The sequence below is a fragment of the Nocardioides alkalitolerans genome (assembly GCA_038184435.1).
In the GTDB taxonomy this organism is placed as follows: domain Bacteria; phylum Actinomycetota; class Actinomycetes; order Propionibacteriales; family Nocardioidaceae; genus Nocardioides; species Nocardioides alkalitolerans_A.
Window position 1 is genome coordinate 2,310,587 of the sequence record CP116227.1, and the last position, 15,305, is coordinate 2,325,891.

At 70.7% G+C, this 15,305-nt stretch carries 10 protein-coding genes; 1 reads left to right on the plus strand and 9 read right to left on the minus strand.

Annotated elements, in window-relative coordinates; genetic code table 11:
- The first annotated feature begins 28 nt into the window (after window positions 1-28).
- Window positions 29-721: a hypothetical protein gene (locus PIR53_11070; GenBank protein WZH50569.1), complete on the plus strand. Its 693-nt coding sequence runs from the start codon at window positions 29-31 to the stop codon at window positions 719-721.
- Window positions 722-733: 12 nt separating this feature from the next.
- Here PIR53_11070 and PIR53_11075 read toward each other — a convergent pair whose 3' ends face one another.
- The 9 genes from PIR53_11075 to rplJ all read right to left on the minus strand — a co-directional run bounded on the left by PIR53_11075 (window position 734) and on the right by rplJ (window position 15,168).
- A complete protein-coding gene (locus tag PIR53_11075; protein ID WZH50570.1) occupies window positions 734-2,050 on the minus strand; it encodes an iron-containing alcohol dehydrogenase in 1,317 nt (438 codons plus the stop codon).
- 32 nt (window positions 2,051-2,082) lie between these two features.
- Window positions 2,083-2,994, minus strand: coding sequence for an NUDIX domain-containing protein (locus tag PIR53_11080; protein WZH50571.1), 912 nt, complete (start codon window positions 2,992-2,994; stop codon window positions 2,083-2,085).
- 9 nt (window positions 2,995-3,003) lie between these two features.
- Complete coding sequence (locus PIR53_11085) at window positions 3,004-3,828, minus strand: lysophospholipid acyltransferase family protein (protein WZH50572.1); 825 nt, start codon at window positions 3,826-3,828, stop codon at window positions 3,004-3,006.
- Between the two features lie 23 nt (window positions 3,829-3,851).
- Window positions 3,852-5,117: a geranylgeranyl reductase family protein gene (locus tag PIR53_11090; GenBank protein WZH50573.1), complete on the minus strand. Its 1,266-nt coding sequence runs from the start codon at window positions 5,115-5,117 to the stop codon at window positions 3,852-3,854.
- 87 nt (window positions 5,118-5,204) lie between these two features.
- A complete protein-coding gene (locus PIR53_11095) occupies window positions 5,205-9,098 on the minus strand; it encodes a DNA-directed RNA polymerase subunit beta' (protein ID WZH50574.1) in 3,894 nt (1,297 codons plus the stop codon).
- 93 nt (window positions 9,099-9,191) lie between these two features.
- Window positions 9,192-12,716 (minus strand): DNA-directed RNA polymerase subunit beta, encoded by a 3,525-nt coding sequence (gene rpoB / locus PIR53_11100; protein ID WZH50575.1) that lies wholly within the window; start codon window positions 12,714-12,716, stop codon window positions 9,192-9,194.
- A gap of 233 nt (window positions 12,717-12,949) precedes the next feature.
- Entirely contained in the window at window positions 12,950-13,900 is a 951-nt protein-coding gene (locus PIR53_11105; protein WZH50576.1) for an ABC transporter ATP-binding protein, read from the minus strand.
- A 171-nt stretch (window positions 13,901-14,071) separates the two neighbouring features.
- Window positions 14,072-14,464, minus strand: coding sequence for a 50S ribosomal protein L7/L12 (gene rplL, locus PIR53_11110; GenBank protein ID WZH50577.1), 393 nt, complete (start codon window positions 14,462-14,464; stop codon window positions 14,072-14,074).
- A gap of 89 nt (window positions 14,465-14,553) precedes the next feature.
- A complete protein-coding gene (gene rplJ / locus PIR53_11115) occupies window positions 14,554-15,168 on the minus strand; it encodes a 50S ribosomal protein L10 (GenBank protein WZH50578.1) in 615 nt (204 codons plus the stop codon).
- Between the last annotated feature and the right edge of the window lie 137 nt (window positions 15,169-15,305).

The window sequence follows — 15,305 nt, forward strand, 5'->3', positions numbered from 1 at the left end:
CCCTGTCCGCCCCGTTCCTGGAGGTCCCGTGCCGCTCACCGCCCCCGTCCGCCTCGTCACCTCCACCGTCGCGTCCGCCGCCGGCGGCGCCCTCGCCGCCGCCACCGGCGCGATCGCGGCCCTGCGCCCGGCCGCCAAGCCGTTGCACCCGGCGGGCACCGTCGTGGAGGGCACCCTCGTGACGACGGCGGCGGAGGACGACGGGCGCCCCACCACGGGGGTGGACCTCCTCGACCGCCGCGCCGAGCTGCTCGTGACGGCGCGGCTCTCCCGTGCCGTGGGCCTGCCCGCACCGGTCCCCGACATCTGGGGCCTCGCCCTGCGCCTGACGGTGGAGGGCGAGACGGGCGACGTCCTCATGGCGACCACGGGCTGGAACGGCCCGCTGCGCTTCCTCCTGGCACCCCGTCGGGAGGGCGCCGCCCGCCCGCTCACGACGCTGCTGCCCTACCGCACGCCCGCCGGCCCCGTCGTGCTCGGGGCCCGGCCGACCGAGGGCGAGCAGGGGTCCGCGTGGACGCTGTCGTGGGCACGCGGCACGGGCGCCTGGCACGCCTTCGGGCGTCTCGAGCTCGAGCGGCACGTCGGCGACGACCTCGACGGACCCGACGGCGACCTCGAGCTCGACCCGGTGCTCCACCAGGTTCCGGGCCTGGAGCAGTACCCGGCGCTCGCGCGCCTGCGGCTCCCGTCGTACCGGACCGCGCGCGCCACCCGCTAGGGGGCCGTCACCTCACCAGTGCTCCATCGACGCGCGGAGCACGCCGGCCAGGTCCTCCTGGGTGATGTCGCGGGGCGCGGTGGCCAGCAGCCGCTGCTGCGCCCACGCCCCCTCGACGAGCGCGTCGACGTCGGCCTCGCCGAAGCCGACGGCCGCCAGCCCGTTGGGGATCCCGACGTCGCGCATGATCGAGGCGAGCACGGCGGGGAGCCTGTCGGGGCCGTCGGGTGCGGAGACGGCGCCGTGGGGGTCGAGCAGGCGCGCGGCCGCGAGGTGCCGCGTCGGCGACGCCTCGAAGGTGAGCCGGAAGGCCTCCGGTGCCGTCAGCGAGACCGCCATCCCGTGCGGCACCATCGGCGCGCTGTCGCCGTCGTGGTCGACGTAGTCCTCCGGGCGGTAGCCACGCACGCGGCCGGCGATCGGGTAGGCACAGGCGTGGGGCACGTGCACCCCGGCGTTGCCGAAGCCGAGGCCGGCGAACGTGGCCGCCATCGCCATCTGCTCCCGCACCGTGCGGGCCTCGCTCGGGTCCTCCCCCGACCGCGCGGCGTTGACCGCGGCCCGGAACGACGAGGCGAGGAGCGACATCGCCTTCTCGCTCCAGGCGTCGGAGATGGGGTTCGAGCCGCAGTAGGGCACCCGCTGCTCGGGCCGCTTCGCCGGCTGGTCGGCGTACCAGCGGGCCGTGTAGCTCTCGAGCGCGTGCGACAGGATGTCCATCCCCGAGCTGGCGGTGACCATCGCGGGCTGCGTGAGCGTCAGGTCGGGGTCGACCACCGCCATCGTCGGCCGCAGCCGGGCGTGGCTGATGCCCGTCTTCACCTCGAGCGCGAGCACGTCGAGCACGCAGATCGTCGTGGACTCCGCACCGGTGCCCGTCGTGGTGGGCACGGCGACGAGCGGGAGCAGCGGGTGCTGCGGCGCCTGCGCCTTCCCGACCGGGGCGTTCACGTAGTCCATGAGGTCGCCGGGGTTGGTCACGAGCAGGTTGACCGCCTTGGCGGTGTCGATCGACGAACCACCACCGACCGCGACGATGGCGTCGAAGGGCCCCTCGGACCGGCCGAACTCGACGGCCTCGATCATCGAGGCATCCGTGGGCTCGACCCGGGCCCGGTCGAAGACGACGACCTCGGCGCCGGTCGCCGCCGCGACCTGCTCCGCGATGCGCCCCGGATGGCCCGTGGCGGCGACGCCCGGATCCGTCACCACGAGCACGCGGCGCACCCCGTAGGACAGGAGATCGTGCCCGATCTCGGCCGAGGCGCCGGAGCCCATCTTGAGCGCGGGCGCGGCGTAGGTGAACACGGTCTCCGTCGACGTGGCCATGACCACAACCTAGCCCCGCAGGCCTGGGCGTGTCAGAGACCGAGGGCGAAGAGCACCGTGTCCCGCACGTCCAGGGCGCCGCCGAGCACGTCGGCGACGGGCACCCAGGCGGCCGCGTCCGTCGTGCCGCCGACGTCGACGACGCGCGGCTCGCTCCCCGCGTCGTCGACCGGACGCGCGGCGTACAGCAGGTGGATGCCGTGGAAGTCCTCGGTGCCGCCGTGGGGCGCCGTGCCGACGAAGTGGGTGTCGTGCACCCCGAGGACGTTGCCGACCTCGACGACCACGCCCGTCTCCTCCGCCACCTCGCGGGCCACCGCGGACACGGGCGACTCGCCGTGCTCCACGCCGCCGCCGGGGAGCGTCCACGACCCGGGGTGGGGACCGCGCACGGAGTTGCGCGTCAGGAGCACCTCGTCGTGCCCGGGGTCACCGGCGCCGGCGCCCGGGACGAAGCGCCGCACCACGGCGTAGGCCGCCACCCGCTGGCGTCGGCTCGGCAGCACGTCGGCGAGCGCCTCGAGCACCATGGGCACGACGGGCACGGTCCCGGAGGTGACGTCGACCAGCGGCACCCAGGCCGCGTCCATCGTCGAGCCGTCCACCTCCACGACGTGCGGCGCCGGCGCGTCGGGGGCCACGCGGCCCTCGTAGACGATCCGCAGCGCGTGGGCGTCCACCCGACGGCCGTCGCGCCACACGCCGGGCAGGTGGGCCGAGTAGACGCGGGCGGCGTCGCCGACCTCCGCCTCGAGACCCGTCTCCTCGCGCACCTCGCGCACCACCGCGTCCCGCGGGTCCTCGCCGTGGTCGAGACCGCCGCCCGGGAGCGTCCACAGCTCGTCCTTCGTCACCCGCTGGGCCAGACGGCTCAGCAGGATGGCGCCGTCGCGCACGATCACGGCATAGGCCGCGACGCGCTGACGACGGGGAAGGGAGCTCACCCCTCCAACCTAGCGCCCGGCCGCTCGCCCGGCCCCGGGCCCCACGTCGGCCACACCGCGCTCCGCGGCACCGAGTCGAGCTCGCGGGCTTCGTGGGGTGTCAGCGCGTGGCCGCCGAGGTGGGCGGGGGTACCAGGGGGCGTGCTCGCCCGGCCGTGGCCGGTGGTGGGGGCGCTGCTGCAGCTCCTCGAGGAGGTCGGTGATGCGGTAGCCCAGTGCCGTCGTCACCTCCGTCAGGTCGTCGCCGGGCGCCACGTACAGCGGCGGGTCGAGGTGGATGTCCACGACCCGCCCGTGCCGGCTGAAGTCGGGCCCCGGCTCGGTGCCCCGCGGCGTGCGTCCCACCGTCCAGATCCGCTGCGCGCCCCACATCGCGCCCGGCACGAGCGGCGCGCCGGTGTCCCGGGCCAGTGCCGCCGCTCCCCGCATGAGCGCCCGCACCGTGAACGAGTAGGAGATCCCCGCCTCCGGGAACAGCCCCACCACCTCCCCCTGCTCGAGGAGCCGCCGCGCCTGCAGGTAGGCGCCCGCGGGCGCGGCGCGGTCGACCGGCACGTGGTGCATGCGGTCGAGGGCCCAACCGGCCGGCGTGTGCCACATCGGCTCCCGGCAGAGGAAGCGCGGCATCCGCCCCCGCTCCACCGCGGGCACGCCGAGGAACAGGAAGTCCAGGTACGACGCGTGGTTGGCCACCAGCAGCGCCGGGCCCTCGGTCGGCACGTGCCGGGCGCCCTCGTGCCGCACGTCGAGGCGCAGCGCGCGGAACGCCGCGCGGGACGCGCGCACCGTCGCCCGGTAGGTCAGGTCGGCCACGAGGGTCGTTCGGAGCGGCACGGTCGACGGATCCCGCCCGTGCCTCAGGAGAACGGCGGGCGCGCGTCGCGCGCGGCCGACAGGCGACCCGCGGCCCGCCACGCCCGCGCGGCGAGGTCCCGGTCCTCGTCGTCGACGAGGTTGCCCATCCAGCGCAGGGCGAGCGTCATGCCGAGCCGCGACCGCATGCCGATCGGGCCGAGCCGCGGCAGCAACCCCGGGACCGTGACGAGCCCCGCGAGCCGGCGTGCGACCGAGAACGCCTCCCCGTAGTGCTCCACCAGCAGGGCGCGCCACCGGTCCGTGAGGTCGGCCGGGCCCTCGGCCAGGAGGTCGGCGGCGAAGCGGCCCGTCTCGAGCCCGTAGTCGATGCCTTCGCCGTTGAGCGGGTTGACGCACCCGGCCGCGTCGCCGATCAGCACCCAGTTGGGGCCCGACACGTGCGAGACGGCCCCGCCCATCGGGAGGAGCGCCGACGCCGGCATCCGCAATTCCTCGCCCAGGCCGAACGCCTCGCGCTGCTCGTCGGCGTACAGCTTCATCAGCGGGCGGATCGCCACGTCCGCCGGGCGCTTGGCCGTCGCGAGCGTGCCGGCGCCCAGGTTGACCTCGTCGCCCCCCAGCGGGAACACCCAGCCGTAGCCCGACAGCACCTCCCCCGACTCCCCGCGCAGCTCCAGGTGCGAGCTGATCCACGGGTCGTCCGCGCGGGTCGAGGTCACGTAGCTGCGCCCCGCCACGCCGTACACCGTGTCCCGGTGCCACTCCCGTCCCAGCAGCTTGCCGACCGGCGAGCGGACCCCGTCGGCGACGACCAGCCGGGAGCAGGCGACGTCGAAGCGCTCGGTGCCGCCGTGCTCGGCGACGCGCTCCACGACGACGCCCGTGACCTCGCCGGCCGCGCCGCGGCGTACGTCGACGACCTTCGCCCCGTCGACCGCCATGGCGCCCGACTTCACCGCGAGCGTGCGGAGGTGGTTGTCGAGCTCCGTCCGCGCGACCGCCGAGCCCCAGTTGGGCAGCGACCCGCCCGGCCACGGCAGCAGCAGGGTCTGGCCGAAGCCGTGCGCGCGCAGACCGATGTTGACGGTGTGGGCCCGCAGCCAGTCCCCCAGGCCGAGCCGCAGGAGCTCGCCGACCGCGCGGGGCGTCAACCCGTCGCCGCAGGTCTTGTCCCGGGGGTACGTCGCGGCGTCGAGCAGCAGCACGTCGAGCCCGTGCCGGGCCGACCAGGTCGCGGCCGCGGACCCCGCCGGGCCGGCACCGACGACGAGCACGTCCGTGCGGGACGGGAGGGTCTGGGTGGGCACCCGCTCATCCTCCCACCCCACCGGAAGACGCAGGACGGCCCGCCCCCGCAGCGCGGGGACGGGCCGTCCTGTCGGTGACGAGGTCGATCAGGCCTGGTAGGACCCGAAGTCGAAGTCGTCCAGGGCGACGGCCTGGCCGCCACCCGTGTTGCCGAACTCGTAGTCGTACGAGTCGTAGCCCTGCACCGAGTACGCCGCGGCGCGGGCCTCCTCGGTGGGCTCGACCCGGACGTTGCGGTACCGCTCGAGACCGGTGCCCGCCGGGATCAGCTTGCCGATGATCACGTTCTCCTTCAGGCCGCGGAGGCTGTCGGAGCGACCGTTGATCGCGGCGTCCGTGAGCACCCGGGTGGTCTCCTGGAAGGAGGCCGCCGAGAGCCACGACTCGGTCGCGAGCGAGGCCTTCGTGATGCCCATGAGCACCGGACGACCCGAGGCCGGCTTGCCGCCCTCGGAGACGACCCGCCGGTTCTCCGTCTCGAACCGCACGCGGTCGACGAGGTCGGAGGGCAGCAGGTTGGTGTCACCCGACTCGATGACCGTCACGCGACGCAGCATCTGCCGCACGATGATCTCGATGTGCTTGTCGTGGATCGCCACGCCCTGGCTGCGGTACACGCGCTGCACCTCGTCCACGAGGTGCTTCTGCGCGGCCCGCACACCCAGGATCCGCAGGACGTCCTGCGGGTCCTCCGTGCCCAGCGTCAGCTTCTCGCCGACCTCGACGTGGTCACCGTCGGAGATCAGGAGGCGCAGGCGCTTCGAGACCGGGTACTCCTGCTCCTCGGAGCCGTCGTCCGGCGTGAGGATGACCGTGCGGGCCTTGTCGGTGTCCTCGATGCGCACGCGGCCGGCGGCCTCGGCGATCGGGGAACGACCCTTCGGGGAGCGCGCCTCGAAGAGCTCGACCACACGCGGGAGACCCTGCGTGATGTCGTCGGCCGACGCCACACCACCGGTGTGGAAGGTACGCATCGTCAGCTGCGTGCCCGGCTCACCGATCGACTGGGCCGCGATGATGCCGACGGCCTCGCCGATGTCGACGAGCTTGCCCGTCGCCAGCGACCGGCCGTAGCACTTCGCGCAGGTGCCCGTGGCGGCCTCGCAGGTCAGGACCGAGCGGACCTTGACCTCCTCGATGCCCGCCGCGACCAGCTCCGCGATCTTGACGTCGCCCAGGTCGCCGCCCGCCTCGACGAGCGTGTCGCCCGTCTCGGGGTGGGTGATCTCGCTCGCCGCCGAGCGCGCGTACGCCGCGGTCTCGACGTTCTCCGCCTTGCGGACGACGCCGTCCTCGCCGCGCTCGCCGATCTGCTTGGGCAGACCGCGCTCGGTGCCGCAGTCGTCCTCGCGGATGATCACGTCCTGCGAGACGTCCACCAGACGACGCGTGAGGTAGCCCGAGTCGGCCGTCCGCAGAGCGGTGTCGGCGAGACCCTTGCGGGCACCGTGCGTCGCGATGAAGTACTCGAGGACCGTCAGGCCCTCGCGGAAGTTGGACTTGATCGGGCGCGGGATGATCTCGCCCTTCGGGTTCGCCACGAGACCACGCATGGCGGCCACCTGGCTGATCTGGTTCATGTTTCCGGACGCGCCCGAGTCCACCATCATGTAGATGGGGTTCTTGCGGTCGAAGTTGACCTGCATCGCGGCCCGGACGTCGGCAGCGGCCTTGGTCCAGATCTCGATGAGCTCCTGACGACGCTCGTCGTCGGTGAGCAGACCGCGCTCGAAGTCCTTCTGGATCTTCGTGGCCTTCTTCTCGGACTCCGCCAGGATCTCCGCCTTCGCGGCGTCCGGGGTCGTCACGTCGTCGATGGAGACGGTGACGCCCGAACGGGTCGCCCAGTGGAAGCCGGTGTCCTTGAGCGCGTCGAGCGACGCGGCCACCTCGACCTTGGTGTAGCGCTCGGCGAGGTCGTTGACGATCGCACCCAGCTGCTTCTTGCCCACCTCGTAGTTCACGAAGGGGTAGTCGGCCGGCAGGGTGTCGTTGAAGATCGCGCGACCCAGCGTGGTCGTGAAGCGCACCGAGCCGGACGACTCGACCTCCACCTCCTCGCCGACGGGCGCGACGACGTCGTCGAAGCGCAGCGTGATCTTGCTCTGCAGCGTGATCTCGCCCCGGTCGAAGGCCATGGTGGCCTCGGCCGGCGACCGGAACGCCCGGCCCTCGCCCGGCTCACCCTCGCGGTCGGTCGTCAGCCAGAAGAGGCCGATGATCATGTCCTGCGACGGCATCGTCACGGGACGACCGTCGGAGGGCTTGAGGATGTTGTTGGTCGAGAGCATGAGGATGCGGGCCTCGGCCTGCGCCTCGGCGCTCAGCGGCAGGTGCACGGCCATCTGGTCACCGTCGAAGTCGGCGTTGAACGCGCCGCAGACGAGCGGGTGGATCTGGATGGCCTTGCCCTCGATGAGCTGCGGCTCGAACGCCTGGATGCCGAGACGGTGCAGCGTGGGCGCACGGTTCAGCAGCACCGGGTGCTCCGTGATGACCTCCTCCAGCACGTCCCAGACGACCGCGTAGCGGGCACCGGACGTCGCGCGCTCCACCATCCGCTTGGCGGACTTGATGTTCTGCGCGTGGGAGAGGTCCACCAGCCGCTTCATCACGAACGGCTTGAAGAGCTCGAGCGCCATCTGCTTGGGCAGACCGCACTGGTGCAGCTTCAGCTGCGGACCCGACACGATGACCGAACGGCCCGAGTAGTCCACGCGCTTGCCGAGGAGGTTCTGGCGGAAGCGACCCTGCTTGCCCTTGAGCATGTCGGAGATCGACTTCAGGGGCCGGTTGCCCGGACCCGTCACCGGGCGACCACGACGGCCGTTGTCGAACAGCGAGTCGACGGCCTCCTGGAGCATCCGCTTCTCGTTGTTAACGATGATCTCGGGTGCGCCGAGGTCGAGCAGCCGCTTGAGGCGGTTGTTGCGGTTGATGACGCGGCGGTACAGGTCGTTGAGGTCGGAGGTCGCGAAGCGGCCACCGTCCAGCTGCACCATCGGCCGGAGCTCCGGCGGGATCACCGGGACGGCGTCGAGCACCATGCCGACGGGCTGGTTGCCCGTCTTGCGGAACGCGTCGACGACCTTGAGGCGCTTGAGCGCGCGGACCTTCTTCGCACCCTTGCCGTTGGCGATCGTCTCGCGCAGCGACTCGACCTCGGCCTCGATGTCGAAGTCGGCCAGGCGACGCTGGATCGCCGTGGCGCCCATGAAGCCCTCGAAGTACTTGCCGAACCACTGCTTCATCTCGCGGTACAGCATCTCGTCGCCCATGAGGTCCTGGACCTTGAGGCTCTTGAACGTGTCCCAGACCTCGTTGAGGCGGTCGATCTCGCGCTGCGCGCGGTCACGGAGCTGCTTGAGCTCGCGCTCGGCACCGTCGCGGACCTTGCGCTTCGCGTCGGCCTTGGCACCCTCGGCCTCGAGGGCCGCGAGGTCCTCCTCGAGCTTCTTGGTGCGGTCCTCCAGGGAGGTGTCGCGACGCTTCTCCAGCAGCTCGCGCTGCTGGGCGACCTTGCCCTCGAGCGAGGACAGGTCGCGGTGGCGCGCCTCCTCGTCGACGGACGTGATCATGTACGCCGCGAAGTAGATGACCTTCTCGAGGTCCTTGGGCGCCAGGTCGAGCAGGTAGCCGAGACGGCTGGGGACACCCTTGAAGTACCAGATGTGGGTCACGGGCGCGGCCAGCTCGATGTGGCCCATGCGCTCACGGCGCACCTTGGACCGGGTCACCTCGACGCCGCAGCGCTCGCAGATGATGCCCTTGAAGCGGACGCGCTTGTACTTGCCGCAGTAGCACTCCCAGTCCCGGGTGGGACCGAAGATCTTCTCGCAGAAGAGACCGTCGCGCTCCGGCTTCAGGGTGCGGTAGTTGATGGTCTCGGGCTTCTTGACCTCGCCGTGGCTCCAGCCGCGGATGTCGTCGGGAGTAGCGAGGCCGATCCGGAGCTGGTCGAAGAAGTTGACGTCGAGCACAGTGGCTGCTTCCTTCGTTAGTTCTCTAAGCAATCAAAAGGACCGAGGGGGGCCGGTGGGCGCGGGATCACCCGCGCCCACCGACCGTCACCCTCAGACTTCTTCGACCGAGCTGGGCTCGCGGCGGGACAGGTCGATGCCCAGCTCTTCTGCAGCGCGGAACACGTCCTCCTCCGCGTCGCGGAGCTCGATCATCGAGCCGTCCTGGCTGAGGACCTCGACGTTCAGGCAGAGCGACTGCATCTCCTTGACGAGCACCTTGAACGACTCGGGGATGCCCGAGTCGGGGATGTTCTCGCCCTTGACGATCGCCTCGTAGACCTTCACGCGGCCCGGCACGTCGTCCGACTTGATGGTGAGGAGCTCCTGGAGGGCGTAGGCAGCGCCGTACGCCTCCATCGCCCAGACCTCCATCTCGCCGAACCGCTGGCCACCGAACTGGGCCTTACCACCGAGCGGCTGCTGCGTGATCATCGAGTACGGGCCCGTGCTGCGCGCGTGGATCTTGTCGTCCACGAGGTGGTGCAGCTTCAGGATGTACATGTAGCCCACCGACACCGGCTCCGGGAACGGCTCGCCCGAGCGACCGTCGAGCAGGCGCGCCTTGCCCGTGTGGTCGATGAGGCGGTCGCCGTCGCGGTTGAGCGTCGTCGAGTCGAGCAGGCCGATGATCTCGTCCTCGCGGGCACCGTCGAACACGGGCGTCGCGACCTTCGAGTTCGGGTCCGCCTTGTCGGCGCCGATCGCGATGAGGCGCTGCTTCCAGTCGGCCGACTCGGGGTCGCCCGACAGGTTGAGGTCCCAGCCCTGCTTCGCGAGCCAGCCGAGGTGCAGCTCGAGGATCTGGCCGATGTTCATGCGTCGCGGCACACCCAGCGGGTTGAGCACGACGTCGACCGGCGTGCCGTCCTCCATGAACGGCATGTCCTCGATCGGCAGGATCTTCGCGATGACGCCCTTGTTGCCGTGACGGCCGGCGAGCTTGTCACCCACGGAGATCTTGCGCTTCTGCGCGACGTACACCCGCACGAGCTGGTTGACGCCGGGCGGGAGCTCGTCGCCCTCCTCGCGGTCGAAGACGCGGACGCCGATGACCGTGCCGGACTCACCGTGCGGCACCTTCATCGAGGTGTCGCGCACCTCGCGCGCCTTCTCGCCGAAGATCGCGCGGAGCAGGCGCTCCTCGGGGGTCAGCTCGGTCTCGCCCTTGGGCGTCACCTTGCCGACGAGGATGTCACCGGTGGTGACCTCGGCGCCGATCCGGATGATGCCCCGGTCGTCGAGGTCGGCCAGCATCTCCTCGGACACGTTCGGGATGTCCCGCGTGATGTCCTCGGGGCCGAGCTTGGTGTCGCGCGCGTCGACCTCGTGCTCCTCGATGTGGATCGAGGTGAGCATGTCCTCCTGCACGAGGCGCTGGCTGAGGATGATGGCGTCCTCGTAGTTGTGGCCCTGCCACGGCATGAACGCCACGAGCAGGTTCGCACCCAGCGCCATCTCGGCGTCGTCCGTGCACGGGCCGTCGGCGATCGGCGTGCCGATCTCCAGGCGGTCGCCCTCGTTCACCAGCGGGCGCTGGTTGATGCACGTGCCCTGGTTGGAGCGCTTGAACTTCGCCAGGCGGTACGTCGAGTACGTGCCGTCGTCGTTCATCGTCTCGATCGCGTCGGCCGACACGTCCTTGACGACGCCCGCGGCCTCGGCGAGCACCACGTCACCGGCGTCGACCGCGGCACGGAGCTCCATGCCGGTGCCGACGAACGGCGAGTCGCTGCGGATGAGCGGCACGGCCTGACGCTGCATGTTCGCGCCCATGAGGGCGCGGTTGGCGTCGTCGTGCTCGAGGAACGGGATGAGCGCGGTCGCCACCGACACCATCTGGCGCGGCGAGACGTCCATGTAGTCGACCTCGCCGGCCGGGATCTCGCCGACCTCGCCGTCCTTCTGGCGGACGAGCACCCGCTCCTCGGCGAAGTGCAGGTCCTCGGTCAGGCGCGCGTTGGCCTGCGCGATGACGTACCGGTCCTCGTCGTCGGCCGTGAGGAAGTCGATCTGGTCGGTGACCTGGCCCTCGACGACCTTGCGGTACGGCGTCTCGACGAAGCCGAACGGGTTGATCCGACCGAACGACGCCAGCGAGCCGATCAGGCCGATGTTCGGGCCCTCGGGGGTCTCGATGGGGCACATGCGGCCGTAGTGGCTGTGGTGGACGTCGCGGACCTCCATGCCGGCGCGGTCACGCGAGAGACCGCCCGGGCCGAGCGCGGACAGACGACGCTTGTGCGTCAGGCCCGCGATCGGGTTCGTCTGGTCCATGAACTGGCTGAGCTGCGAGGTGCCGAAGAACTCCTTCAGCGCCGCCACGACCGGCCGGATGTTGATGAGCGACTGCGGCGTGATCGCCTCGACGTCCTGCGTCGTCATGCGCTCGCGCACGACCCGCTCCATGCGGGCGAGGCCCGTGCGGAGCTGGTTCTGGATCAGCTCGCCGACCGCGCGCATGCGGCGGTTGCCGAAGTGGTCGATGTCGTCGGCGGCGACCTTGACCGGCTTGTCGTCCGGACCCATCACCACGGAGCCCGACGCGTCGGTGAAGTCCGGCGCCTCGTGCACGATGCCCGCGTCGTGCAGCTGCACGAGGTAGCGGACCGTCGCGACGACGTCCTGGATCGTCAGTGTCTGCTGGTCGAAGGCCTGGCCGGCGCCCAGCTTCTTGTTGATCTTGTAGCGGCCGACCTTCGCGAGGTCGTAGCGCTTCGGGTTGAAGTAGTAGTTGTTCAGCAGCGTCTGCGCGGCCTCGCGCGTCGGCGGCTCACCCGGGCGCAGCTTGCGGTAGATGTCCAGCAGCGCGTCGTCCTGGCCGGTGGTGTTGTCCTTCTCCAGCGTCAGCGCGATCGACTCGTAGGTCTCGCCCGTCGCGGGGTTGCGGAACTCCTCGCGGATCTCCTCGGTCGTCATGCCGAGCGCCTTGAGCAGCACGGTGACGTTCTGCTTGCGCTTGCGGTCGAGACGCACGCCGACGAGGTCGCGCTTGTCGATCTCGAACTCGAGCCACGCACCGCGCGAGGGGATGACCTTGGAGGTGTAGATGTCCTTGTCGGACGTCTTGTCGGCGGAGCGCTCGAAGTAGACGCCGGGCGAGCGCACGAGCTGGCTCACGACCACGCGCTCGGTGCCGTTGATGATGAAGGTGCCCTTGCGGGTCATCATGGGGAAGTCGCCCATGAAGACCGTCTGGCCCTTGATCTCACCGGTCTCGTTGTTGGTGAACTCGGCGGAGACGTAGAGCGGCCGGGAGTAGGTGAAGTCCTTCTCCTTGCACTCGTCCTCCGTGTACTTCGGGTCCACGAAGACCGGGTTCTCGAACGAGAGCGACATCGTCTCGGAGAAGTCCTCGATCGGGGAGATCTCCTCGAAGATCTCCTCGAGACCCGACTTGGGGGAGACGTCCTCGCCGGCGTCGAGCCGGGCCTGGACCTGGGCCTCCCAGCCCTCGTCACCGATGAGCCACTGAAAGCTCTTGGTCTGCAGATCGAGGAGCTGGGGGACTTCCAGCGGCTCGTCGATCTTCGCGAAAGTGATGCGACGGGGGTTACCAGCGTTGTTGCTCGCGGCCAAGACCATTCCTTCGAAAGGTTCGCTGAAGGTGGCGCCGGCCGACCACACGATCGGCCACCGGGCAGGCGGATCGGCATTTGAGGGCAGGCGCAAAGCGCAAATGTACCCTGCTGGTCAACTATGTGCAAGCACGACGAAACAGGCAGTCCGAGTGCCGCCGTCGTGCGGAGACTATGCGCCTCCGCGCCCGGACGCGTCAAGCGACGCGCCCGCTCGGCGGGGCACCGGGATGCTCAGCGGGTCGCGATCGCCGCGTCGGCCTGGAACGACCCGGGGGGCGGGGTGACGCCGTGCTCGCGGCACCACTCCCCCGGCGGACGCTGGCTGCGGCGCGGGATGCCGTTGGAGGGCTCGAGCTGCATCGGGATCGGCGGCAGCGGCGGGAGCTCCTGACCGGCCTCGGCGGCGAGCTCGTTGGCGTCCTTCTCCTCCGACATCCCGATCGGGCCCACGCGCTGGGCGTTGAGGAACTGGCGCACCACCGGCTCCTCCGAGCTCAGCAGCATCTCGCGGGGACCGAACATCGCCAGGTGCTTGTGGTAGAGCAACCCGATGTTGTCCGGCACCGTGCGGGCGGTGTTGATGTCGTGGGTCACGATCAGGAACGTCGCGTCGATCTGCGCGTTCAGGTCCACGATCAGCTGGTTCAGGAACGCCGTGCGCACCGGGTCCAGACCGGAGTCGGGCTCGTCGAACAGCACGATCTCGGGGTCGAGCACCAGCGCCCGGGCCAGGCCGGCGCGCTTGCGCATGCCGCCGGAGATCTCACCGGGCAGCTTGTCCTCCGCGCCCACCAGGCCGACCAGGTCCATCTTCTCCATGACGATGTCGCGGATCTCCGACTCCGACTTGCGGGTGTGCTCACGCAGGGGGAACGCGACGTTGTCGTAGAGGTTCATCGAGCCGAACATCGCGCCGTCCTGGAACAGCACGCCGAACAGCTTGCGGATCTCGTAGAGGTCCTTCTCCGAGCACGAGGCGATGTCGGTGCCCTCGATCACGATCGAGCCCGTGTCGGGCTTGAGCAGCCCGATCAGCGCCTTGAGGAAGACCGACTTGCCGGTGCCCGAGGGGCCCAGCATCACGCAGATCTCCCCCGCGGGGACCGTGAGCGACACGTCCCGCCAGATCACCTGATTGCCGAACGACTTGGTCAGCCCGTCGACCTTGATCTCGACACCCATGCGCACTTCTCCCTCGCGTCCCGCCGGACCTACTGGTGGGTCAACTAGCGACGTCGGGAGATGTTACGCGGGTCACCCCCGGGACGCACGAAGGGCGACCATCCCGCAGGATGGCCGCCCTTCGCGGCTGTGTCGGCGAACCGACGGCTCAGGCGTGCGCCCGAGCAGAGGTCACTTGAGCGTGACGGTGGCGCCGGCGCCCTCGAGGGCCTCCTTGGCCTTCTCCGCCGCGTCCTTCGCAACGCCCTCGAGCACGGCCTTGGGGGCCGCCTCGACGAGCTCCTTGGCCTCCTTCAGGCCGAGGGAGGTCAGGGCGCGCACCTCCTTGATGACGTTGATCTTCTTGTCACCGGCGGCCTCGAGGATGACGTCGAACTCGTCCTTCTCCTCGGCCGCACCGGCGTCGGCAGCGCCGCCGCCGCCACCCGGAGCAGCGGCAACGGCGACCGGGGCGGCCGCGGTGACGCCGAACGTCTCCTCGAACTGCTTCACGAACTCGGAGAGCTCGATGAGCGTGAGCTCCTTGAACGCGTCGAGGAGCTCCTCGGTGCTGAGCTTCGCCATGGTGGCGTCCTTCCTTCTCTGGCCCGCGGTGCTCGACCGGCGGGCCGGGGTTTCTTCAGGTGGTGGTTGCGTCGGCGCTGAGCGGGAGCTCAGGCGTCGGCGGGGGTGTCCTCGTCGGCCTCGGCCGCGGGGACCTCCTCAGCAGCGGCTGCAGCCGGCTCACCGGCACCACCTGCGAGGATCGAGGGGTCGTTCGCGGCCTTCTCCTGCAGCGCGCCCGCGAGGCGAGCGGTCTGCGAGGGGAGGGCGTTGAACGCGTAGAGCGCCTGGGCCATCGTGGCGGTGAGGGCACCGGCCACCTTGGCGAGCAGGACCTCGCGCGACTCGAGATCGGCCAGCTTGGCGATCTCGGCAGCGTCGAGGGCGTTGCCGTCCAGGACACCGCCCTTGATGATCAGGGCGGGGTTCGCCTTGGCAAAGTCACGCAGACCCTTGGCGGCCTCGACGACGTCGCCCGTGATGAAGGCGATGGCGGTGGGGCCGTTCAGGAGGTCGTCGAAGCCCTCGATGCCCACCTCGTGGGCAGCGATCTTGGCCAGCGTGTTCTTGACCACGGCGTAGTTGGCGTTCTCGCCGAGGGAGCGCCGCAGGTTCTGCAGCTCCTTCACGGTGAGACCGCGGTACTCGGTCAGCACAGCACCGGCGGCGTCGTTGAACGAGTCAACGATCTCCGCGACGGCTGCTGCCTTCTCTGGCCGCGCCATGGGTCTCCTTCCGAACTACGGTCGTGAGACCGTCGCGAGAAGCCCCGTGAAATGACGGACGCCCCGGCGCAGGCACCGGGGCGTGGACATGGCGTGCGCTGCACGCCGGTCTACTCTCCGCTTCCTGCGCTGGCCGT

What these genes read in the sequence shown, in the direction of transcription:
- PIR53_11105 (WZH50576.1), bottom strand. Translation starts at nt 13,900, where the DNA reads ATGGGTGTCGAGATCAAGGTCGACGGGCTGACCAAGTCGTTCGGCAAT.
- rplL (WZH50577.1), bottom strand. Translation starts at nt 14,464, where the DNA reads ATGGCGAAGCTCAGCACCGAGGAGCTCCTCGACGCGTTCAAGGAGCTC.
- rplJ (WZH50578.1), bottom strand. Translation starts at nt 15,168, where the DNA reads ATGGCGCGGCCAGAGAAGGCAGCAGCCGTCGCGGAGATCGTTGACTCG.
- PIR53_11075 (WZH50570.1), bottom strand. Translation starts at nt 2,050, where the DNA reads ATGGCCACGTCGACGGAGACCGTGTTCACCTACGCCGCGCCCGCGCTC.